At 47.6% G+C, this 23009-nt stretch carries 20 protein-coding genes; 6 read left to right on the top strand and 14 right to left on the bottom strand.

Features of this window, described 5'->3' with window-relative positions:
• Positions 1–17: 17 nt before the first annotated feature.
• Entirely contained in the window at positions 18–719 is a 702-nt protein-coding gene (bchM, locus tag QZ209_RS10580; protein WP_294347703.1) for a magnesium protoporphyrin IX methyltransferase, read from the top strand.
• 190 nt (positions 720–909) lie between these two features.
• Positions 910–2550, top strand: coding sequence for a magnesium-protoporphyrin IX monomethyl ester anaerobic oxidative cyclase (gene bchE / locus QZ209_RS10575; protein WP_294347701.1), 1641 nt, complete (start codon positions 910–912; stop codon positions 2548–2550).
• 174 nt (positions 2551–2724) lie between these two features.
• Here bchE and QZ209_RS10570 read toward each other — a convergent pair whose 3' ends face one another.
• The 3 genes from QZ209_RS10570 to QZ209_RS10560 all read right to left on the bottom strand — a co-directional run bounded on the left by QZ209_RS10570 (position 2725) and on the right by QZ209_RS10560 (position 5648).
• Complete coding sequence (locus QZ209_RS10570) at positions 2725–3141, bottom strand: Hsp20/alpha crystallin family protein (RefSeq protein WP_294347700.1); 417 nt, start codon at positions 3139–3141, stop codon at positions 2725–2727.
• 130 nt (positions 3142–3271) lie between these two features.
• Complete coding sequence (locus QZ209_RS10565) at positions 3272–4195, bottom strand: DUF4438 domain-containing protein (RefSeq protein WP_294347697.1); 924 nt, start codon at positions 4193–4195, stop codon at positions 3272–3274.
• 193 nt (positions 4196–4388) lie between these two features.
• Positions 4389–5648, bottom strand: coding sequence for a DUF4010 domain-containing protein (locus QZ209_RS10560; protein WP_294347696.1), 1260 nt, complete (start codon positions 5646–5648; stop codon positions 4389–4391).
• Between the two features lie 340 nt (positions 5649–5988).
• On the opposite strand from QZ209_RS10560, the gene QZ209_RS10555 reads away from it, so the two are divergent.
• Positions 5989–7323: a M23 family metallopeptidase gene (locus QZ209_RS10555; protein WP_294347694.1), complete on the top strand. Its 1335-nt coding sequence runs from the start codon at positions 5989–5991 to the stop codon at positions 7321–7323.
• Between the two features lie 319 nt (positions 7324–7642).
• A complete protein-coding gene (locus QZ209_RS10550) occupies positions 7643–8770 on the top strand; it encodes a PQQ-dependent sugar dehydrogenase (protein ID WP_294347692.1) in 1128 nt (375 codons plus the stop codon).
• A 64-nt stretch (positions 8771–8834) separates the two neighbouring features.
• Here the strand turns inward: QZ209_RS10550 and arfB are convergent, their stop codons facing one another.
• The gene (arfB, locus tag QZ209_RS10545; RefSeq protein ID WP_294347691.1) at positions 8835–9248 is read right to left on the bottom strand and encodes an alternative ribosome rescue aminoacyl-tRNA hydrolase ArfB; all 414 of its coding nucleotides are present in this window, start codon (positions 9246–9248) and stop codon (positions 8835–8837) included.
• 27 nt (positions 9249–9275) lie between these two features.
• Positions 9276–9881 carry an HAD family hydrolase gene (locus QZ209_RS10540; RefSeq protein ID WP_294347690.1) on the bottom strand — a complete coding sequence of 202 codons (606 nt, stop codon included), beginning with the start codon at positions 9879–9881 and terminating at the stop codon, positions 9276–9278.
• A gap of 91 nt (positions 9882–9972) precedes the next feature.
• Between QZ209_RS10540 and QZ209_RS10535 the strand changes: the two genes are divergently transcribed.
• Positions 9973–10416: a YidB family protein gene (locus tag QZ209_RS10535; protein ID WP_294347689.1), complete on the top strand. Its 444-nt coding sequence runs from the start codon at positions 9973–9975 to the stop codon at positions 10414–10416.
• A gap of 17 nt (positions 10417–10433) precedes the next feature.
• Here the strand turns inward: QZ209_RS10535 and QZ209_RS10530 are convergent, their stop codons facing one another.
• From QZ209_RS10530 to miaB, 9 genes are all read right to left on the bottom strand, one after another.
• Complete coding sequence (locus tag QZ209_RS10530; protein ID WP_294347687.1) at positions 10434–11384, bottom strand: WD40 repeat domain-containing protein; 951 nt, start codon at positions 11382–11384, stop codon at positions 10434–10436.
• A 186-nt stretch (positions 11385–11570) separates the two neighbouring features.
• The gene (locus tag QZ209_RS10525; RefSeq protein WP_294347684.1) at positions 11571–11825 is read right to left on the bottom strand and encodes a type II toxin-antitoxin system prevent-host-death family antitoxin; all 255 of its coding nucleotides are present in this window, start codon (positions 11823–11825) and stop codon (positions 11571–11573) included.
• 61 nt (positions 11826–11886) lie between these two features.
• Positions 11887–13059 (bottom strand): glycosyltransferase family 2 protein, encoded by a 1173-nt coding sequence (locus QZ209_RS10520; protein WP_366515765.1) that lies wholly within the window; start codon positions 13057–13059, stop codon positions 11887–11889.
• Positions 13060–13719: 660 nt separating this feature from the next.
• Positions 13720–14604 (bottom strand): ATP phosphoribosyltransferase, encoded by an 885-nt coding sequence (hisG, locus tag QZ209_RS10515; protein WP_294348030.1) that lies wholly within the window; start codon positions 14602–14604, stop codon positions 13720–13722.
• 35 nt (positions 14605–14639) lie between these two features.
• Positions 14640–15371, bottom strand: coding sequence for a UDP-2,3-diacylglucosamine diphosphatase (locus QZ209_RS10510; protein ID WP_294347682.1), 732 nt, complete (start codon positions 15369–15371; stop codon positions 14640–14642).
• A gap of 25 nt (positions 15372–15396) precedes the next feature.
• Positions 15397–16110 carry a phosphatidate cytidylyltransferase gene (locus tag QZ209_RS10505; protein WP_294347680.1) on the bottom strand — a complete coding sequence of 238 codons (714 nt, stop codon included), beginning with the start codon at positions 16108–16110 and terminating at the stop codon, positions 15397–15399.
• A gap of 43 nt (positions 16111–16153) precedes the next feature.
• Complete coding sequence (locus tag QZ209_RS10500) at positions 16154–17158, bottom strand: UbiA family prenyltransferase (protein ID WP_294347678.1); 1005 nt, start codon at positions 17156–17158, stop codon at positions 16154–16156.
• A 196-nt stretch (positions 17159–17354) separates the two neighbouring features.
• Positions 17355–18362 (bottom strand): UbiA family prenyltransferase, encoded by a 1008-nt coding sequence (locus tag QZ209_RS10495; RefSeq protein ID WP_294347677.1) that lies wholly within the window; start codon positions 18360–18362, stop codon positions 17355–17357.
• Between the two features lie 96 nt (positions 18363–18458).
• The gene (miaB, locus tag QZ209_RS10490) at positions 18459–19778 is read right to left on the bottom strand and encodes a tRNA (N6-isopentenyl adenosine(37)-C2)-methylthiotransferase MiaB (protein WP_294347675.1); all 1320 of its coding nucleotides are present in this window, start codon (positions 19776–19778) and stop codon (positions 18459–18461) included.
• Positions 19779–19916: 138 nt separating this feature from the next.
• On the opposite strand from miaB, the gene QZ209_RS10485 reads away from it, so the two are divergent.
• Positions 19917–23009: an efflux RND transporter permease subunit gene (locus QZ209_RS10485; protein WP_294347673.1), complete on the top strand. Its 3093-nt coding sequence runs from the start codon at positions 19917–19919 to the stop codon at positions 23007–23009.

Here is a 23009-nt window from a genome sequence, read left to right as displayed (position 1 = left end):
TTATTACACTATACAGCATGAACAGCACATCATCATTCAATGCTGAAGAGCACCAGAAAATGCTCCGTTCCTATTTCAACGGCAACGGATTCAATCGCTGGTCATCGATTTACGGAAACGAAAAACTCTCAACCGTCCGCACTACGGTCCGACAAGGCCATGCCGTTATGATGGACAGAGCTTTTGAATGGCTTCAGCAGCTCAATCTGCCCGCCAACTCGACAGTCCTCGACGCAGGATGCGGTACAGGTCTTTTCAGCATTCGCCTTGCCGGCAACGGCTATGGTGTCAAGGCTGTCGATATTGCAGCCCAGATGGTCAACAAGTCTCGTGAAGAAGCTGTTTCAAGAGGAGTTGAGAAAAAAATAGATTTCGAGGTAAACACTATCGAATCGGTTAAAGGCACCTATGATGCGGTGGTTTGTTTCGATGTTCTCATTCATTATCCTGCAGAAGGATTCATAGAGGCATTTACAAACCTTGCCAGCCTCACCAAAGGCCCGATCATTTTCACCTATGCCCCGTATAACAGAATTCTGGCATTCCAGCACTGGTTAGGAGGTTTTTTTCCGAAGAAAGAGCGTCGAACGACAATTCAGATGATCACTGATGAAAATATGAAGAAAGCCATGGAACAAACCGGAATGGTTGTAAAGAACAGAAAAAAAATAAGTTTCGGGTTTTATCACACCATGCTCATGTACGCCGAAAGGAAGTAATATCGAGACCTTTCATGTTAATTTTGAGAAATTAATTGTAAATTAGCAGTTCGATATATTTTCAGAACCTATAAGGATAGTTACTATTTCAAACTTTTTTCAGACAAAAGCTCGGCAGGGAATCCTGAAAAAAACAGAAATATTGGAACCCTACAGCTTATAACAACACTTATCAGGAGGGTGGATACCGATGAAAATTTTGATGGTTCAGCCAAATTATCACTCTGGAGGAGCCGAAATCGCCGGAAACTGGACACCAAGCTGGGTAGCTTACATCGGCGGTGCACTGAAAAAAGCAGGCTATACGCAAATTCGTTTTGTCGATGCCATGGCCGAAGATCTTCCGGACGAAACTATTGAGGAAATCATCCGGAAAAACAAACCGGACGTGGTCATGACAACCAATATCACGCCCTCTATTTTCAAAGCACAGGATATCATGAAGATCGCCAAAAAGGTCAACCCGAAGATCAAAACGATCATGGGCGGCATTCACTCGACCTTCATGTACCCGCAGGTTCTGACCGAAGCTCCCGAAACCGATTATGTTATCCGTGGAGAAGGAGAAGAAGTTGCCGTCAACATCGTCAATGCCATCAATGCCGGCAACGACCTGAAAGAACGAGAAAACATTACCGGTATCGCCTATATCAATGACGAAGGCGAAGTTCATGCCACTCCTGCTCATCCAGTTATCGAGGATCTCGACGACCTGACACCGGATTGGAGTCTCTATGACTGGGACCAATATATCTATACACCGCTCAATTGCCGTCTTGCGGTTCCGAATTTTGCCCGAGGATGTCCGTTTACCTGTACTTTTTGTTCACAGTGGCAGTTCTGGAGACGGTATCGAGCGAGAAGTCCGAAACACTTTGTCGATGAAATCGAGATTCTCGTCAAAAAATATAATGTCGGATTTTTTATTCTTGCCGATGAAGAACCGACAATCAACAAACAGAAATTCGTCTCTCTCTGCCAGGAACTCATCGATAGAAAACTCGATGTAACCTGGGGAATCAACACCAGGGTGACCGATATCATGCGTGATGAAGACCTGCTGCCATTCTACCGCAAGGCCGGTCTGGTCCATGTTTCACTCGGCACGGAAGCGGCCAGCCAGATGAATCTGAACCGTTTCCGCAAAGAAACAACCATCGAGGAAAACAAATACGCCATCAAACTGTTGCAGAAAAACGGAATCGTTGCAGAAGCTCAGTTCGTTATGGGACTCGAACACGAAACACCGCAAACCATCGAGGAAACCTATCAGCTTTGCAAGGACTGGGATCCGGATATGGCCAACTGGACAATATACACGCCGTGGCCGTTCTCCGACCTCTTCAAAGAGCTTGGCGACAGGGTTGAAGTCCGGGATTATTCGCGTTACAACTTCGTTTCTCCGATCATCAAACCGGACAACATGGAACGTGAAGATGTTCTCAAGGGAGTATTGAAGTCATATGGACGGTTCTATGCCCGCAAGACGTTCTTCAGCTACCCCTGGATCAAAGATTCATATGTTCGTAAGTACATGCTCGGCTGTCTCAAAGCCTTCGCTCAGACAACCCTCACAAAAAGGTTCTACGATATCGACCGGGTCAAGACAAAGAACCGCAAGATAGAGATCGATCTCGGTTTCGATAAATCAAGAATCCTCACTCAGGAAGAGGTGAAAAACCTGAAGGAAAAAAGGCCGGAAATGGTTGCCGATATGAGCTTCGGCTTGAAAGAAGCCGGTTATCAGCGTGAACATGACGAACACGACTGGGATGAGTTCGATGAAAGCACCATCAAAGACCGCAGTTCATCAACCGTTCGTAACTGTTGATCCAAAACAACTATTCGACAGGGACAGCATAACACACCTCTTCATGTCATCCTCGGGCTTGACCCGGGGATCCATCTTTTCCTGAAGGCCTCTATGGATGCCGCATCAAGTGCGACATGACAACAACAAGAAACCCTCCAGTCCGGAGGGTTTCTTGTTTACCGTTTTCATATTTCACTTCACATCGATTTCCTTTTTCACCGTCTCTGCCGGCTCTTTCTTCGGAAGAACGATATGAAGAACGCCGTTGTCGTAGCTCGCCTCGATATTGTCGGAATCGACGTTCTCTCCCACGGTGAAGCTCCTGCTCATGCTGCCGTAGGAACGCTCTATCCTATGATAGTCTTTCTTTTTCTCTTCTTCCTCATGCGTTCTTTCTGCATTGATGGTAAGAATATCTTCATCCATGCTGATCTTGACATCTTCCTTCTTTACCCCCGGCATATCAGCATCGATGTAAATAGTTTTTTCATCTTCACTTACATCGACCCTGAAAGATGGAGCCATGGACGAAAAAAGAGGTGTCATCGTTTCGCTGAAAACATTTTCAAACATTTTCAGCGGATCTCGACCGTACAGTTTAATTGCCATGATAGCCCTCCATTAGAGTATTTTTAACAATAATCCCAATGTTCACATAAAAGGCAAAATCATTTCCTGAGCACGCAAACTACATTAACGGAAAAGGATAAAGAAAAATTCCAGCGTCATTCAAGCGATATTATATACTCTTCTTTTTTCTACTTTTCTTTTTACCATCGTCCAAAGGAGTACCGATTCCGAAAAGATCGGCAATATTGGCAGAAGGATCGATAACGGGCTGAATCTGTGCTGCTGCGCAGGTCATGACAGTCGTCACCCCGGGACCATGACCTGCAACGAGGCAGTCGCTGTGGACTACGACACCGATAGAAACCGCCCCCTGGCGGTATGCTCTGCCATAACGGTTATCGTGATCGAGAAGCGCGACAAAATCCCCAAACCGGATTTTGTCGAGCCCGTACTTACCGACAGTTTCCTCATCGCTCGTCATGATATCGTAGTCACCTTTTGCAACATGGGAAGCACCTACTCCGGACCCCATGCATGCCGCGGGAACAACCGTGGTAACCGGAACCTGAAGGACACCATCTCCTGCTGCTCTGATCTTCATTTTTTTCAGCAATCCCGGATCGAGATTGAAAGGAACAATGTCGGGATAATCGAGGAGTTTCAGTCCCTGACCTTTAGCGTGAATCACGATGGTATCACTGTAGATGAGCTCCTGTTTGACATCTTTTGGAAAATCAACCATCACATGCTCGGAGCCGCCATGATGACCGAGAACAACCCCATTCTCCCCCTTTGCATCACCTGAGACAATCGTTGCCGTATTGCCGACACATGAGTAAATCTGTAATGCATTGTTCGGGTGATCAAACGGTTTATGCGTATCTGCAGTACAACTCACACCGGGTTCGACATGATCTCCCGCCCAACCAAAAGCACTGTCCCCAACTTGCACATTCAGGGTTATCCCACCTATGGAAGGAAGAAGAAAAGGTACACCGTGATGATCGATGCTCCAGCTACCTCTTGTTTTTGGCGGTCCCGGCTGACACTGCAGTAAAAATTCCACAAGATCTTTTTCATTTGTTTTCAGCATAATGCACTTCTTTAACGTCAACATTCAAAAAGTAAACAGTCAAAAATCTGATCCTCGAGGCAATCCGGCCTTCTGGATATCCCATTGGAGAGATCGCTCGCCAGTGAGGATCATATCATATTAAAAATACCGTTGACACATGCAAAGATCATACCGCTACATCTCAATCGATTTGCTCATTTTCCATTTCCACTCACCCCACTTTCGGCCAGAACAACAAAAGCGCCATCCCACCGGCAAGAGAAATCCCGAAAAGCAATGCAATACGAAAAAAAAGTCGGCGATTTCCCAGAACCGCGACTGCAGCGGCCTTGAACAGAATATTGGACATTGCACCAAGCATCATCATCCTCCACCCTGTGTCTATACCAACTTTTTCAGCCTCGATCAATCTCGCGGTTGAAAGAGTTATGGCATCCATATCCGTAAGCCCGGAAAGAGCCGCGACAATATACAGTCCCTGATCGCCGAAAAACTCTTTTGCAGCAGCTACAGCAACAAGTACGAACGCATACAATGCACCGAAGGCAACGGCAGCCCCAAGGTCGGACGGGTCTTCAGCTTCCGGCAGCGTCTCATCGCTCTCTCCGGTAAAAAAATGAGCAGCAAAAGCTATCAGACCCATATACATACACATGACGCCAAACTGCGGCAGCACATATGGCAAAATCCCCGGTGCAACGACAGCAACCTCAAATCCAACCCGCACAAAAACGATTGTCGAAGCAATCATGATTACCATTGCAGCAAGAGACGATGTTCCGGGAATGGTTTTTGAGCGGCGAGCGTAGCTTATGGTGGTTGCAGTACTCGAAATAAGACCGCCGAGGATACCGCCAAGCAGTAAACCCGTTTTCTGGCCGAGAAATTTTGCGACGAGATAGCTGCTGACACTGATACCGACGATGAACACAACCATGAGCCAGATATGCGAAGGATTCAACACACCAAACGGCCCGAGATTTTTATCCGGTAATACAGGCAGCACAACCATGGCAATAAGCACAAGTCTGAAAATAGCCTGAATGTCCGATTTGCCTATGCGCTTGACAAAACCATGCAACGGCTGTTTCCACTGAAGCAATACCGCGATACCTCCGCCTATCGCTATTGCAGGTACGGTCATACCCATTGCAAGCATCGCACCGACGGCGAACATCAACAGTGCAGCCATACCGGTTGTAGGACCGGCATGAGGATGCTCGGATGAAGGAAGATTGATGTTCATCATGATTTTCATGACGACCATCATCGCACCGACAGCAAGAATTCCCCCAACGAGAATACCCCCACCGTACTGTTCCGCAAGAATTGCGCAGACAGTGCCAAACACGGAAATCATGGGATAGGTACGAATTCCCGCACCCTCGGCTTTTGACCACTCTCGCTGAAGGCCCACGAGCAGTCCCAATCCTAACGAAATGCCGAGTATTTGCCAGACCTCGAGTTCCATGACGATATCATCGATTGCTTACGGAGTAGCAAACATACCTCTCCCGACCATCCTGAAAAGAAACAGTCTTTTTTCAATGTACTCACATTACGTTTGACTTAAAAAGTCACTAAACGCCGCCACTCATCACATTTTTTCCTAAAATGAGTGCTTACCTCCCTGTTTTTTTTGTGAAATGCCCATTTTCCTTTTAAATTTGAAAAACCTACCACGAAGATATGCAGTACAGAATCATCCTGTCATATACAAGGCTGTATCAGTCGATTTATAGGCGAAAGAATAGATGAGCTATGAACTTGCGTGCATACTCAGTGAATGAACAAATAACAAAAGGTCGACTATGGTGAATGCAAAAAAACCGCTGAAAGAAAACCGGACATGGCTATTGAAAGTACTTGTAGCTGTGACAGTTATTGCAGTAATCGGAATCTCAGGCGTATTGGTCTCAACGTCTCCGTTCTTACACAACTACGATGATGAACTTGGCGCAACGACAGAATTGGAAAATGTCGAAATAGAAGAAGAATCGATATTATCCAATATCATCTCCGAAGAAACGATTCAAAAAGGAGAGTCGCTCTACAGCATCCTTACCGGAGAAGGACTTTCACCCAGGGAAATACATGAAATCACGACACAGCTTAAAGGGAACTTCTCGATCAGAAATTTTCGTCCCGGCAAGTCCTACCTTATCGAAAAAGACCCTTCAGGCTGTTTTCTTTGCTTTACCTATCAACAATCTCCATCGAATGTTCTGCATGTTCAAAGAGATCCTGAAGCGGAAACCTTCAATATCTGGCAGGAAACATTTGAATACCAAAACCGTGTCTCCGCACTGACAGGAACCATATCCTCAAATCTTGCCGCGGAACTCCAGCAGCACAAACGTTATGGCTTGATCACCCAGCTCCAAAAACTTTTTGCTTACAAGATAAATTTCAAGCGGGACATACAACCGGGAACAGCTTATAATATATTGTTTGAAGAGCAGTGGCTCGGAGATGAATTTGTCGGCATCGGCAAAATTCTGGCTGCAGAAATATTTATCGACAACCAGCCGTCAACAGCGTATCGGTTTACCGATTCAAAAGGGAACACCGGTTATTATGACGAGAAAGGTCAGTCCGTTATCAGTTCATTCTTTATCAACCCGTGCAGCTATTCGAGAGTTTCGAGCCGTTTCGGTTACAGAACACATCCTATCCTGAGAAAACGTCATTTCCATGGCGGCGTAGACTTCGCAGCACCAAGAGGTACACCGGTTTATGCCGTTGCCAATGGTAAAATTGTTTTTCGCGGAAGGAAAGGTGCTGCCGGCAACATGGTAACCATAGCACACGCGAACGGTTATCATACCAAGTACCTTCACCTGAGCCGTTTCAGCGCCAATGCGAGAAGCGGAAGTCGAGTAACACAAGGACAGGTTATCGGTTATGTAGGCTCCACAGGTCGATCAACCGGTCCACACCTTGATTTCAGGGTTGTTCACCATGGAAAGCTTCTCAATCCTCTTGTCGCACTCAAATCGGCTTGCAAAACAAAAGGCCTGCCAAAAGCAGAAATGGACAATTTTCTCGCCCAGGTATCCGTTTTCCACATGCAGCTTGAAAATCGCGACATGCTTGTTGCCGAGCTTTCAAAACCCTCTACAGACAATGCATCTACACTGAACTGACCGTTCAACCCCTTACAAAAAGCTATGTATCCCATTCTCCTTATGTCATGCCGCACTCGATACGGCATCTCATCCCCCCCAAAGTCATGCCGCACTTGATGCGGCATCCATGAGGGCTTTCAGAATATAAGATGGATCCCCGGGTCAAGCCCGAGGATGACATGAAAAGAGGGAAGCAAGCCCGGAGTCGACAACCATGAGGTGAAACCGAACCACTGACGATCACTTGTTTTTTCATTTTTCTTCCCCACTCGCAACCTTTCACATCTCCGGTTCGTTGTCTTTGTAATCAAGGACAACCACGAAAGAGATTTGAACCATGGTCATCTATAGAACTCTCCTGCACCTGCTTTTTTCTTTCTGTTTCCTGACAGCTTGTGCAGCAAAGCCACCAGAAACAGCTCCGGCATCGAAAGACTTCAGGATCGTGACCGTACTCGACAACCTTGATTTTCCATGGTCTCTCGCCTTTCTTCCTGATGGCGATATTCTGATCACCGAAAGAAGCGGTAACATGTTGCGGTACGAAGTAGACGGTGAACTTCATCCTATAACCGGTCTTCCCGATATCCACCCGACCGGACAGGGAGGCCTGCTCGACGTCATCCTCGATCCTGATTTCACTGCAAACCGGACCCTCTACTTCTCTTTTGTCGCAGAAGGTGATGGGGGCTACGGAACGGAAGTTGCCCGCGCCGTTCTCGACCGGTCATCATTGAAAAACGTACAGGTTATTTTCCGGGCCATACCAAAAACATCTTCCAGTATACATTTCGGTTCTCGCCTTCTTTTCGCCCCGGACGAAACGCTCATTATCTCCCTTGGAGAAAAAGGCCGAATGCACGAGGCTCAGAACACATCGAACCACCTCGGCTCGATTATCCGTATCAATCCCGATGGCACTCTTCCGCATGACAACCCATATATCGACCGTAATGACTATCAACCCGAGCTCTACACCTACGGAAACCGAAACGTGCAGGGAATCGCTCTTCATCCGGAAACAGGAAACATCTGGTTCCATGAACATGGTCCTAAAGGCGGCGATGAACTCAACATACTCAAATCAGGAGCAAATTACGGATGGCCTGCCATAACGTATGGAGTGGATTACAGTGGAGCTATCATTTCCGAGAAGACAGCACTCCCAGGGATGGAACAACCCTCGGCTTACTGGATCCCCTCTATAGCCCCTTCGGGTATGACCATATATGACGGTAATGCTTTTCCGGATTGGAAAGGCAATATCTTTATCGGAGCACTGGTACAACGGCACCTCAGAAGGGTTATACTGCAAGGAGAACAAATCATCGATCAGGAAATCCTGTTGAAGGATTTGAAAGAACGGATCCGGGATGTCCGGACAGGACCTGACGGCTACCTGTATCTGTTAACGGACAGTAGGAACGGCAAACTGCTTCGTCTTGAACCGCATTCTACCCAGTAACTGCAAAAAACAACTCTCCCGAAAACCTCCCCAACGGTCCGATACATTTGAAAGTACCGGCCATTCATTCTTCATCCACCTTTTTTCGCAACCGCTTTATCCGGCTCCTCCTTGCCTTTCCTTCGAGCCGATTTTCCTTTGAAGAGGAGGTTGGACGGGTCGCTCTTCTCACTTTTCGGGTTTTCATCACGCCCTGAACAATCGCTTTCAGGCGGTCAAGAGCATCCTGACGGTTTTTGTCCTGCGAACGATACTGTTGGGCCTTGATAACAATCACTCCATCCTTTGTGATCCGCTTGTCATGAAGGGCGAGAAGCCTTTTCTTGCAAATGTCCGGTAAAGAAGACGCACGAATATCGAAACGCAATTGAATTGCCGTGGCAACCTTGTTGACATTTTGCCCTCCCGGACCTCGAGACCGCAGAGCCCGGATATCTATATCCGAATCTTCAATCGTTATGGTATTTGTCACTCTCATCGTTGCGGCATAGCTTCCGAAATCCTTTCAACCGGAAAAAAGACGTTTTCCCGGCAGGTCGCTCCAGCTTGTAAAAAGTATACTATCGACCCCGATACTTTTGCAGGAAAAACAGTTGTCAGGCTTATCGTCGATCAAAAGAAAATCATCAGGTTCGATACCGGACGATTCCATAACATGAACAAAGGCTTCTGGAGAGCTTTTCAGAAAACCGTGCTCAAAGGAAAGGTAGAAGCGATCCATCGCCCTCAATACAGGAAACCTGTTCAAAAGAGCGGCAAAATGTAAAGGATCGGTATCACTCATAACCCATACACGATGATTCCGCTTCAACCGGGCAATCCCTTCTCGGGCACCTTCTTTAAGCGAAAAAATGTTTTGCCAAGCTTTTTTGACTTCCTGTATAGAGATAGTCCGGACAAGCGGATCATGAGCTATGTTTTGAAGAAAAGTGGTGATCGAAACATCTCCACTATCGAGCCTGCCTTTGAAATCGCCAACACAGAACTTCTCAAAAACAGCTTTTTCGTCACCGGACCTCGCTGCAACCGTTGTACAGAATGCACCGAAATCAACATCAACAATGACATTACCTATATCGAGCAGTATGACCCTGTTTGGGCTGACAAACATTTTTCAAAGTTCTTGTAATAATTTTGGGTACACTTAAAAAACTGTTTTACTACATCAACCCTTATTCTTTCATCCTGAAATACCGCCAACCATGAACATTGAAAACCTGCTTAACCTGGGCGCATCGGTTATCCAGGGTAACGATGACGAAACGACAACGTCTCTCGACACGGCTCGGCTTTCATCGGCTCTCGGCAATCTTTTCAAAGGAAACGAAGGGAAACTTGATTTTGGCACACTGCTTGGAAAAATGAAGGAATCCGAGCTAGGTGACGTTGCCGCGTCATGGCTCGGGAACGGCGCAAACGAGTCGGTCTCAGGCGAAACCATCAAAAACCTGATCGGTCCCGATAAAATAGCCGACTTCGCATCCACACTCGGCCTGAGCGAAAAGAGCGCTGAAGACGCTCTTGCCGATGCCTTGCCGGAAATGATCGACAAGGCCAGCCCCGACGGTTCTCTGATGGAAAACATCATCGACAAGGCCGGCGACCTGGGCGGACTGCTTGGTTTCGCAAGAAAACTCTTTTCGTAAAGGCAGTGAACGCCGTACTACTTTACCGCCCATAGCTTGATCTTGCGATCGTCGCTACCGCTGACAATTATTTTACCGTCAGGCGAAATATCCACGGACTGCACCTCGAGCACGTGGCCCCGATACGTATGCAGCGGTTTTCCTGTCTCCACTTCCCAGAGACGAACGGATTCGTCATTTGCAACACTGGCTGCTTTTTTACCATCAGGGCTGAAACAAACACCGCGAACGCCATCCTCATGGCCTTCCATGATATGCTTTATTTCCCCGGAACCGGCATCGAGTATCTTGACAGCCGCATCACGGCCACAGAGGATAACAAGCGAGTCGTCAGGGCTGAAGCTGACCGAATGAGAAAGCCGATCCTTTGTATTGTAACTGGCCGTATTCTTGCCGCTTTCGATATCCCATATCCGGACCACCGGTTCTTCACCGCAACTGACCAGTTTCTTTCCGTCATGGCTGAAAGCCACACACTCGATATAGGATGTATGACCGGTAAGGGTTTTCAGCTCGTTGCCAGACTCGACATCCCAGAGTTTGAGCGTCGTATCACGTGAACAGCTTGCAAGCGTCCTGCCGTCAGGGCTGAAAGCAATCATGCGCACCTCTGTGTCGTGACCTTTGCAGACATGGAGGCATTTGCCTGTTTCAACATCCCAGATTCTCACCGTACTGTCGATGCTACCGCTTGCAACCTTGTCTCCATCAGGACTGTAATCGACACACTTGACCCAGGTTGTATGACCCGACATCGTATGCAATACCTGACCTGTTTCTACATCCCAGAGCATGACTTTTTCATCGAAACTGCCGCTCACCAGTTTTTTACCATCCGGACTGAACCGGACACCGAGCACCCTGTCTTCATGGCCTTCAAGAGTCTTGATCAGGGCTTCGTCCTCCCTGACCTGGGGGCGTTTGAGTTCCTCTTCCTTTTTTCCGAACAATTTTGATAAAAAACCCATGACACTGTTGAGGTTTAACGTAATTGAGCAAAAACTATTTCAGCTGTAAAACATACGCTGTAAAAATAAAAAAAAAGACGGATTGTTTGAGGGATCTTGCCTATTCAGGAAGATTTTTGGCTCCGAACACACACTCGATGCATCAGTGAACGCTCAAATTCGATCGGGTCATTGCATCCCAGAAAATCACATACGTTTCGAGAATGATTTTTGCTTTTCAGCCTCCCACTCTTCACCGAGTGGAGAAAAAACGTCATGCAGTGATGCCGTTCGTGCTATTTCTTTCAGTTTCCTTCTCGCTTCCTGCTGCTCGCCTTCCGGAGGAACAAGACGCGCAATCACCTTTCCCATCGAGGTAATCTCAAGGGTTTCACCGCGCTCGACACGCCGCATTACGTTTTTGAGATTGGCCAGCAGTTCACTTACTGCAATGGTTTCCATAGTTGTTCCTTTTCCTTTCTGGGTTATCGCCTTACTTGTACAACTAAACCGCACGAAAAAGCTATCCCCTCTTTCCGGAAAAATTGTACCGCCTCCCTTTCCATTGTGATCCGTTACCAAATTTAACGAGATAAAATGAGTTGACGGCTATACCGAGTAATACGACCTGTGAGAATACATGCAGCAAAGCTCCCGTTATGGGCTGGCGGAACCTGCCAGCGATCAACAGCCTGCATAAAAGGGCTATACATACCTGCAAGAGAGGAAACCAGAAATACACAATTGAAAAATCAGCGGCCACCGCTGATGCGGCAACGAAGCCGTAAGGCACGATGTAGACCAAAGCCGTAACCAGCATAAGAAAGAACAGCCCGAAGGAATGATAGCCCAGCCCGGCAAAAAGGTTTTTCGAAAATCCCTGCCATACCTCGTCAAAAGTCCTGTACATCCGGCAGCTCACGGTTTCCATTCCATTGTAGCTCACTACTTTTCCGCCCTGTCTCTTTACAGCTTTGCAAAGCCAGACATCTTCGACAAGATCGGTACACACCGCAGCATGACCTCCAATGCATTTATACATGTCGCGTCTGAACATCAGAAACTGGCCGTTCGCAAAACACAGTGAAGGAGCCTGTGTCGCCGGAACAAGTTTCAGCGGAAGGTAGCAGAGCAGAATGAAATAAATCAAAGGAACGACCAGCTTTTCCCAAAAGGACCTCATTTCCTGACGCGGTGTCATGGACAGAAGATCGGCGTCGCTCTCCTCTATGGCTGCAACTGACCGGGAAATACTATCAGGGGAATGACAGGTGTCGGCATCGGTAAAGAGTAAAAGCTCTCCCTTGGCCACTTTTCCCAGTTGGTCGCATGCCCATGCCTTTCCGTGCCAGCCCGATGGCAACGGTTTACCCGCCATAATCCGAAGCCGAGTCCCACCGTCCGAACACAGCAACATGTCAAGAATCTCTCCGGTACGGTCGGCTGAACCGTCATCGAGAACAATCAGTTCGTAATTTTCATACTCCTGATGCAGGAGAGAGGTAATACAGCGCTTTATGTTGTTTTCTTCATTGCGTGCAGGCACAAGGACGGAAACAAGCGGCGAACCGGTCTCCGGTTTGTGCTTTGGAAGGAAGGGCAGTTCCCTCATGTTCCAGAGCAGAATACCGAGAAAGGCAAGAAGACAGAAGGTGATTATGAGCTGATAGACAAGCATCGGGTCGAGTAGTGACAAGTGGGCACCTCTCTTTATTTGTTCCGCGATTCAATTACTTTGTCGAGCGGTGACGGAAATCCTCATGAGACTGTCTCAAAAGCACTGCTTCCATGGCTCGGTCACCATACATAGGTTTCCGGCAGAGAGTCATGCCGCCCCGTCAAACAGGTGTTCAGACTTCACAGGGATACGACACCCATACTGACTTTCTTTGAAAGATGGATCCCCGGTTCAAACCCGAGGATGACTACATAAAAAACTCATTACAGGACTGATGAGTACAGTTTCACTCCTGGTTCTGTGCTCCGTTCGCCTTGCACGCGAATCGTTCGTGTTCGTAACAATAACAATACAATGAGCAGCCCTGGTGACGAGTAAAGCTTTTACGATCTGAAACACTCTACAATATAACGTCCTAATGAGTTATTATGTATGCATCGTATTCCTTCAATGAAACGAGATGGCGTTGTTTTAACCTCTGTCGATGTATACAGAGTGATCGCTGAAGGGTAAACCAAGACGAAAACGCAGGACTTCTGCCCGAAAAAACTCGCCTGAATTGAGCAATAACCGACCATACAGAATCTGCGTTGTTGCAGGAAGCTTGCGGTAATTCACTACAGCTGTGTTCTCTGTACCTTACAGCCCGGTATGCCGGGCTATTGCCCTGTTCAGGAATTAGTCGATCAGCTTGCTTATATTATACTCGAAAACACCTTCGGCACCCGCTCTTTTCAGTTCGGGAATAACGGAACGAACTATCTTTTCCTCTACAATAACTTCAAGTGCAACCCATTCCCCATCGGCAAGATAAGCGATTGTCGGTTGGCGAAGGGCAGGAATGATGCCGATAATGCTATCCAGAGATGCCTTGGGTGCATTCATTTTGAGCCCGACTTTTCCCTGAGCATTGATGGCACCCTGTAAAAGCATGGCCATGTTCTCTATTTTTTCCCGTTTCCATGGATCGTTCCACGAATTTTTGTTGGCAATGAGCTTTGTGTTCGACTCAAGCAGAACATCAACGATACGAAGCTTGTTGGCACGGAGAGAACTACCTGTTTCGGTAACCTCGACAATCGCGTCGGCAAGCTCGGGTGGTTTTACCTCCGTTGCACCCCAGCTGAATTCCACATGGGCGCTGACCCCATGCTTTTTGAGATATTTTTTTGCAATGTTGACAACTTCGGTAGCGATCTGTTTCCCTTCGAGGTCCTTTACCGACCGGATCGGTGAACTCTCAGGAACAGCGAGAACCCATCGAACAGGTCTCATGGAAGCTTTGGAATAAACCAGATCCGATACTTCGACAACGTCGGCGTCGGTCTCGATGATCCAATCTTTTCCTGTAAGTCCGACATCAAATGCCCCAAGCTCGACATAGTGTGCCATCTCTTGAGCACGAATAAGTATAGCCTCCAGTTCATCGTCATCTATAGATGGAAAATATGAACGGCTCTTGACAGAAAAATGAAACCCTGCTTTTGCAAACAAATCCAGCGTCGAGTCCTGCAAACTCCCTTTCGGCAAACCCAGTTTCAAAATGTTTTCAGTTACACTCATTGTCATGATTATATTGTTGTTTAATAGGAATCTCTCTACAGCTGGTGCAAGGTAAAAACCCCTTCTTCACAGACACCATAAGGATACTCTCCGTTGATCCATGTCCCGAGATTGATATACTGACTGCGGTTGTTGGATAATTGCTTCTGACCCCGCACATGGCTGTGACCGCACACAAAATAGTCAAAATCTTTTTTCCCGGCCATAGCGTCAGCATACTGGAATAAAAAATCAGCCTCCCCATGCATGCCCGGTCTGCCATGCTTGCGGCTCAAACGTGAAAACTTCCTCATTATGGCGATTGCAAGATCCGGTTGCATGTTTGAGAGCAAAAACAGATTGAACCGGTTACGAACAAGCTTGACAAAAAGCCGATACCCGATATCGTTTTGATCCAGACCGTCACCATGAGCGATAATAAACTTTTTTCCGCTGATGAGAGTCTCCCGAATACCGTACCATGTTTGCACACCCAGCGATTTGTTGAAATAATCTCCGAGATAGAAATCATGATTACCTGCGTGATAATGCACCTCGACACCCTCTCGAACGAGCCTCTTGAGCAAGCAAAGAAAACCATCGAAATATTTTGGGATAACATGTCGAAACTCCATCCAGTAATCAAGAATATCACCGACCAGGAAAAGAGCCTTCCCGTCTTTTCGAACTATTTCAGCAAGATATTCGAAACGCTCCATTTTGCGACTCTCTTGCTGATCGGGCTGAAGCCCGAAGTGAATATCACTGACAAAGAAACTTTTCGACATGCGGGTGCGAGTTTCGTCACTCCGTTCAAAGAAGGTAGGTAAGTCCTATCACTGCCAATGGAATAAGAATATTGTCAACCTCTTTCGGACTCAGTCCCTCGAGAATGGTTGCCGCAAGCGCAATGATGAGGATAGTTGAAAGATTGAATGCTTCCGGTACGATCAGCCAGACGAAAAACATCCCGGCCAGAGCACTCCCTGCAAAAAAAGCGAGACTTCCCTCTACGGTTTTTTCGCAGAATGCCTTGTACTTCATTTTTCCGAGCTTCATGCCGACAATAGGCGCAAGCCCGTCCCCCCAACCGAGAATAGCCATAGCAAGAATACCGGGCACCTGTTTGTAGTAAACGGTGCCACAGATAATACCGACTATCGCAAAATACAGTGTTCCTTTCAACAGTTCACGCCGGTCACCGGTTCGAGTCATGGTTTTGATGGCCTGATCATCTTCTGCAGCAAAAAACCCCTTCTGCAAAAAAAGCATTCCCCAGATAACAAAGAGGGAAACGTTCAGATACTGTGTCCAGTGGCCATCTTGAAACAAAGGCAAAAAAACGATTACCGATCCTGCACAGATATGAGTGATCTTACGGCTTATATCCCTCGATAGCTTATGATTCGTCACCAGGTAATCTAAAAGGGGGGGTACGCTGAAAACATACACGAGGGAAAGAGCGGCCACCAGAGTGTTATGCCAAACAACCGGAAGGGAAAAAAAAGTCATTTGTACAGTACCCATTACAGCTGATTTTTTTGTTTACGGCAAAACAACGACACAACCCTTACATATATTTCATACCGATAGCACCAGCAGCAAAAAGGTTGTTGGATAAAAACAACACATTGTTCGCCACCTGAAATCTCAGATATGCTTTATGTTCGGAAACATCACTTTGTCCTATCGTATTGCCAAACACATCATCAACGGCACTTTCCATAAATCCCACCCCGCTTTTGGGATCGATAAAAAGTTTTACCTGAAGGTAAATATTCATGGCAAGCCCTCCGAGCATTAAAACGACCAGGTAATAAAATCCCCATTGGTACTCGAGCCAGGCGAAAACAAGAAACACCACATCGATAATAATAAACGACACCAGAAACGTACCTCGGGTGCCGATCATCACCGTCAATGATTTCAAACCGCCTTCCTTGTCTCCTTTGACAGACTTGAAGTCATTGAGAATAATCAGCGCGACAGCCATGAAAAAGTTGAGTCCTGCCAGCCAGTATACTTCCGGACGAATGTCACTGAACAGTGCGTTTGCCGAAAAAAACGTAATAAAGCTGTATGAAAAACCCACCGCCGGTGCAGAGGTGAGAATGTTCTTCTTCAGCTTGAGTGGAGGAGCCGAGTAGATATAGGCAACAAACAAGCCTGCCGTGATCGAAGAAACGATAATCAACCCTCTGGTACCGCCTATATGCAGCCAAAGAGCGATACCGATTGCAAGAGCCAGAACAGCAACGACAACACTGTTCCATGCAGCCTCCTTCTTGGTCAGACGACCCGAAGGAATAGGCCTTGTAGGCTCGTTGACCTTGTCGAGTTCAAGGTCGTAATAATCGTTTATGGTCTGGCTGAACCCTGTGCCCAAAGGACCAAACATCAAAAAAATCCCGAGAAGCAATAAATAATCATGCAACGTGGGCTGCATAGCCCCTGACGCCATGACACCTCCAGCCAATGGCGGAAACACACTGATCCAGGTCACCGGATCGAGTATTTCAAGGTGAGCTCTTACCTTGTCCGTAAAACTTAAACGTTTTTTAGCGATAACTGACATGAGACCTCTTTAATACGTTCTCTATTTTATACATGAAAGCAAAAGGCATGGCCCTCTGGAGCACCTCGCGCCATCTTTCCACGGTGCCCCCCCTTGCCAAGGGAAGGAATTTATAAATCCTGTACCATTTAAAAAACCCATAATGTATTGCAACGGAAAACCAAAAGTACTTTTTCAAAAAACAACTTTCAGATAATCAGTTCATATACTGTAGTCCAATTGCACCAGCAGCGATAAGGTTATTGAACAGGAATAAAATATTGTTTGCAACCTGAAACTGTAAGAAGGCCTTGTGCTCGACAACCTCACTCTGACCGATCGCGTTGCCGAACCCGTCCTCGACAACGGTATTCGCTATGGAAAGACCGCTCGCCGGATCTCTATAGAGTCTTACCTGCAGTATGATGTTCAGTAAGAGCCCTCCCAACATCAGCAGAACCAGCGGGTAAAGACCCCATCGAAACTCGAGCCACGCAAAAACGAGAAAAACAAGATCGATAATAATGAAAGACACAAGAAATGTGCCCTTCGAACCTATCATGACGGTCAACGACTTCAATCCACCTTTCCTGTCTCCTTCTGCCGACTTGAAATCGTTGAGAATGATCAAAGCCACCGCCATAAAGAAGTTAAGTCCGGCAAGCCAGTAGACTTCAGGGCGAATGTCGCTGAACAGTGCATTAGCGGAAAACCAGGTTATAAAACCATAGTAAAATCCAACAGCTGGAGCTGATGTAAGAATGTTCTTCTTTAGCTTGAACGGTGGTGCAGAATAAATATATCCTATGATCAAACCGGCCACGATGGAACCAAGAATGATCATCCCCCGGGTACCTCCAATATAGAGTCCGAGAAAAATGCCTATCCCGAGAGCCAGGAGAAAAACCACAACACTGTTCCAGACTGCTTCATTTTCCGTCAATCTTCCCGATGGAACAGGCCGGGTAGGTTCATTCACCCTATCGAGTTCCAGGTCATAATAATCGTTGATAGACTGGCTGAAACCCGTCCCCAAAGGACCGAACATTAAAAAAAGAGCAAGGAGAAGAAGATAATCGTGAAGAGTCGGCTGCATGGCTCCGGAAACCATAACTCCACCCGCAAGATATGGAAAAACACTGATCCAGGTCACCGGATCGAGTATTTCAAGATGTGCCCGGACCTTATCGGTTATACTCAAACGGCGGTTGACGGTAACTGACATTGTACTGCTGAAGTTCGCTCACTGGAGAGCGCTGTGTTGATCGAGATACTCACATGCAAAAAGCTAATTTACAAATAGACTATAACATAAAAAAGCCTATGAAGAACTGACAGGCGTTCCGACGAGAGTCGCCGATGTCGAAGATGCAATACAAACCTGAACCAGGTCTCCCGGCAGGAAGCCATTGCGGTCAAAAACAACAACCCGGTTTGTTCCGGTTCTGCCCATGAGCATTGTTTCGGACCGTTTACTTTCCGATTCGGCAAGTACTTCCACGACGTTCCCGATTTCGGCGCTGTGGAGCTCTCCCGAAATTCTGTTTTGAAGAGCGATTATCTCTTCGAGCCTGCGCTTTTTCACCTTTTCGGGCACATCATCCGGCAAATGCTCGGCTGCATAGGTGCCCGGCCGTACCGAGTAGTAGAACATGTAAGAGAAATCAAAGCGGACCTCTTCCATCATGCGCAACGTTTCGCAATGATCTTCTTCGGTTTCCCCGCAGTATCCGGCAATAAGGTCCGTCGAAATCGTAACCCCGGGAACGGAGTTCCGGATCATCGCTATTTTTTCAAGGTACTCTTCCCTGCTGTGTCCCCTGTTCATCAGTTCGAGCATCCTCGTCGAACCTGACTGCACCGGCAGATGAACCGCATTACAGATATTTTCATGCTCCGCTATGACACGCACCAGAGATTCGGAAATATCTTTCGGATGTGATGTGGTAAACCTCACACGCACACCCTTGGCTGCAATCCCTACTTTTTCCAGCAGTCCGGCAAACCTGTCACCGGTATCGCCGTCATAATAGGAATTGACATTCTGACCGAGAAGCGTTATTTCTTTATACCCCTTCTCAACGAGCCGCTCAACTTCGTCAATCACCGATGTTGTCGATCGGCTTCGCTCTTTTCCTCTGGTAAACGGCACGACACAGAACGCACACATGTTATTGCATCCCCTCATGACGGGAACAAAAGCGCTGATCCTCCCCGTCCGGGACGGCTCGATCCCCTGGTAGGTTTCTTCCGGAATATGTGCAAGATTGGCCCCCCGTATCCCCCGTTCGGCATTTTCTATCAACAGAGGCAATTGACGATAGGTATCCGGGCCGGCAAGAAAGTCGATCCCTTCGGACATACCGAACATTTTTTCCCGGTAATATTGAGGAACACAACCGATGACCCCAACAAGCAGACCGGGCCGCAACCGCCGCTTTCCTTTCAGGTTATCCAGGGTATTCATGATTTTCTCAACCGCATTCTCTCTTACGGCGCAAGTATTGAGTATTACAAGATCCGCACTGTCTTCAACATCCGTCACTACATACCCTTCATCCTGCAATAGTGATGTTATAATTTCCGAATCAGCCTGATTCATCTGACAGCCGAAGGTTCGTATGTGCACTTTTTTTGTCATAGATTTTCACTTACCCACATTCTTTCTTACAGACCATGTTTGGTAGATAGATACAAGGAGCCGTATAATTTTCAAAGGATTAACATATTTCTCGGTAATATATGAACCTGGAAACCTGATAACGATCGTTCTGTCGATGTGCTTGATAGAGTCATAGCCTTTTTCATACACCGGCACCTTCTGACCAACATGGTCTTTGTGGTAGTTCTTGCCGCAGGACTTCTCGCATGGTCAGGTCTTAAAAAGGAGGAACTGCCGGATATCACCTTCGATACCGTAAGGATATCCGTAAACTATCCGGGAGCGTCGGCAGAGGAAGTCGAATATCATGTTACCGATCCCCTCGAGGAAGCGCTTGGTTCGGTTGAGGGAATACAACGCCTCGTCAGTTCAACAGCAACGGCAAGCTGTATCATAACAGCCGAACTCGAACCCGGAAATATCGACACAATCGTGACCGAAATCCGGCAGGAGGTCTTTGCCGTCGACCTTCCGGATGCTATAAGGAACGATCCTCGCATTCGGGTTTTCAAAACATCCCGTAAAGCAATTATCGATGTCGGGCTGATCCTTCATGGTGAACACCTGCTCGATACAGAACAGCGCCGCTGGCTTCAGGCTCGTGCGCTCGATCTCGAAAAAAGGCTCCTCGCGGCTCCCGAAGTCAGTCGAGTTACCCGCTCGGGATACCTCGCCGATGAAATCCATATCAGGGTCAATCCGGCAAAACTCGAAGAGTACAATATCCCCTTCAATACGGTGATGGACGAGATAAACCGAAACAATATCCGCCAGCCTGCAGGAAACATTGAAACCCTGCAGGAACCGAAAGTGACCCTGTACGGCGAACTCCGCACTCCAGAAGCACTTCGGGTTTTAGCCATCCAGGGAGGATTCGAAGGACAGGTTCTCCGTCTCGGTGATATCGCGAAGGTAGCCTATGGACATGAAAAAAACCGGAGTGTCCTCAAAGTCAACGGGCACGAGGGAATCATGCTCAAGGTCGCCAAGAGCTCGGGAGCAGGAATCCTCGAAGCCTTGCGTGCCGTCAACAAAGTGGTCGACGAATTCGAATCGCTTCAACGAGATACATCCACGCTTCGACTGGTTATACTCGATGACGAAGCCGTCGACCTGAGAAACCGCCTTTCAATTATCGGCATCAACGGTGGAATAGGCTTTGCACTCATCCTCATTATCCTTTTTATTTTCCTCGACTTCCGGTCTGGATTCTGGGTGGCGGCAGGCATACCGTTCAGTTTCTGCTTCACCCTTGCCGGAGCTTTCCTCATAGGCTATTCCATCAACAACATTACGCTTGCAGCCGTTATCATCGTGATGGGTATCGTTGTCGACGATGCTCTCGTCGTTGCAGAAAACATCAAGCGCACCGCCTCATCGGGCCTTCCCCTCTATCGGGCGGCAACCGATGGAACATCGATGGTTTTCTTGCCTGTCATCGCCAGTATTCTAACCACCTGTCTCGCGTTCCTTCCCCTCCTCTTTTTTGAGGGTCGTTTCGGGGCGATGGTAGCATTCATTCCTGCCGTCGTTACGTTGATGCTAACCGGCAGTATGCTCGAAGCGCTGTTCATTCTTCCGGGCCACTTGACTCTTTCCCTCGGAAAAGGAGCGAGTTCGAAACGCGAACACTGGTTTGAAACCTGGGAATCTTTTTATGCCTGGTTACTCGAGAATCTGCTCCCTTTCAGGTGGCCGATTCTTACGCTTTTTCTTCTGGGATTCGCTGCATCGATTCTGCTTGCTGACTCTTTCCTGGCGTTTTCTATGTTTCCCGACGAGGAAACCCGGGAGATCCGACTCAGAGGAGAAAGCCCTTCAGGAAGTACACAGTACGAAACCGCAAAATCCACACAGCCTCTGGAGAACCGTATCGCCAAATCCATCGGAAGAGAAGTGGTAGGCTTCAGAAATGAAATCGCAAAATCCCGCCGCGGATCAGTAGTAGAGGATAATGTTTTCCGAATGAGAATTGAAATCGCGCCTAAAGAATCCCGGGGGAAAACCGCTGACCAGCTCATCGAAGGGTGGCGAGAGGCAGCAGAATCCTCCACGACGTTATCAAATCTCAGGTTCAGTAAAACCCGCCACGGCCAGGAGAGCGGAAGCCCGGTAGAAGTGGTCATAAAAGAAAATAATGAATCCACCCGCCGCAAAGCAGCGAATGTACTTGCCGATGCGATGCGGAACATTCCGGGATTGATCAACGTCGAACAGGATCAACCGAAATCCTCTCCGGAGTACCGCATTACCCTCGAAAGAGACAAGATCAAGCGCCTGGACATAGACCCCTCCGAAGCCGCCAAAACGCTTCGGGCTGCTCTTGAAGGCACCATACTATACGAGTTCAGCTCCGGCAATGAACCGGTTGGGGTCCGTTTTTCAATTACTCAGCCATCGAAGCGGTCACTTGAATCGCTACTCGAGGTGCCGGTAGAAAACAGGGGGAAATACCTCGTTCCCCTGCGTAGCGTCATCATGGTGGAAAAAATCGAAAAACCCAACTCCATTGTGCGCCGGGATCGGGTACGGTACACCTCGATCTATGCCGACATCGATAGTAAAAGCGGTAAAAATCCGCTCGATATCGCAGAAACACTCGAAGAGGAGATCTTTCCCGGAATAACCTCACGCTATCCGTCAACCACTCTTGAATTCGACGGAGAAATCCTCGACAGTAGGGAATCGAGGAAAGATTTCATCATTTCCATCTTTTCCGTTCTGGCACTTATTTTTATCGTGCTGGTTCTACTGTTCAACTCTTTGCGAAAAGCCTTGCTTATCATGCTGACAATTCCTTTCGGCCTGACCGGAATCATCGTAGCATTCGTCCTCCATGGGATTGAGTTTTACGGATTTTTCGCTGTCATCGGTACTCTTGGTCTCGCAGGAGTCATTGTCAATGACGCAATCATCATGGTCACGAGGCTCGACAGAGAAACAGGAAACAACAACAACAGTAAAAACCTGGAGAATCTGATTTCACAAGCGGCTTCAACCCGTCTACGGGCAGTGCTGTTGACGACACTGACAACTGTTGCCGCAATGCTGCCGACAGCTTATGGATGGGCAGGCTACGATCCGATGCTCTCACAGATGATGCTTGCGCTGACCTGGGGCTTGATTGGTGGAACTTTTGTAACCCTGCTCCTCGTTCCTTGCCTCTACCGGGTTATGATAACCCGAACGCAACGTCCGGAAAAAGCATAA

The organism is Prosthecochloris sp., assembly GCA_015482705.2.
GTDB lineage: Bacteria > Bacteroidota > Chlorobiia > Chlorobiales > Chlorobiaceae > Prosthecochloris.
This window is presented reverse-complemented; position numbering and strand designations above follow the sequence as displayed.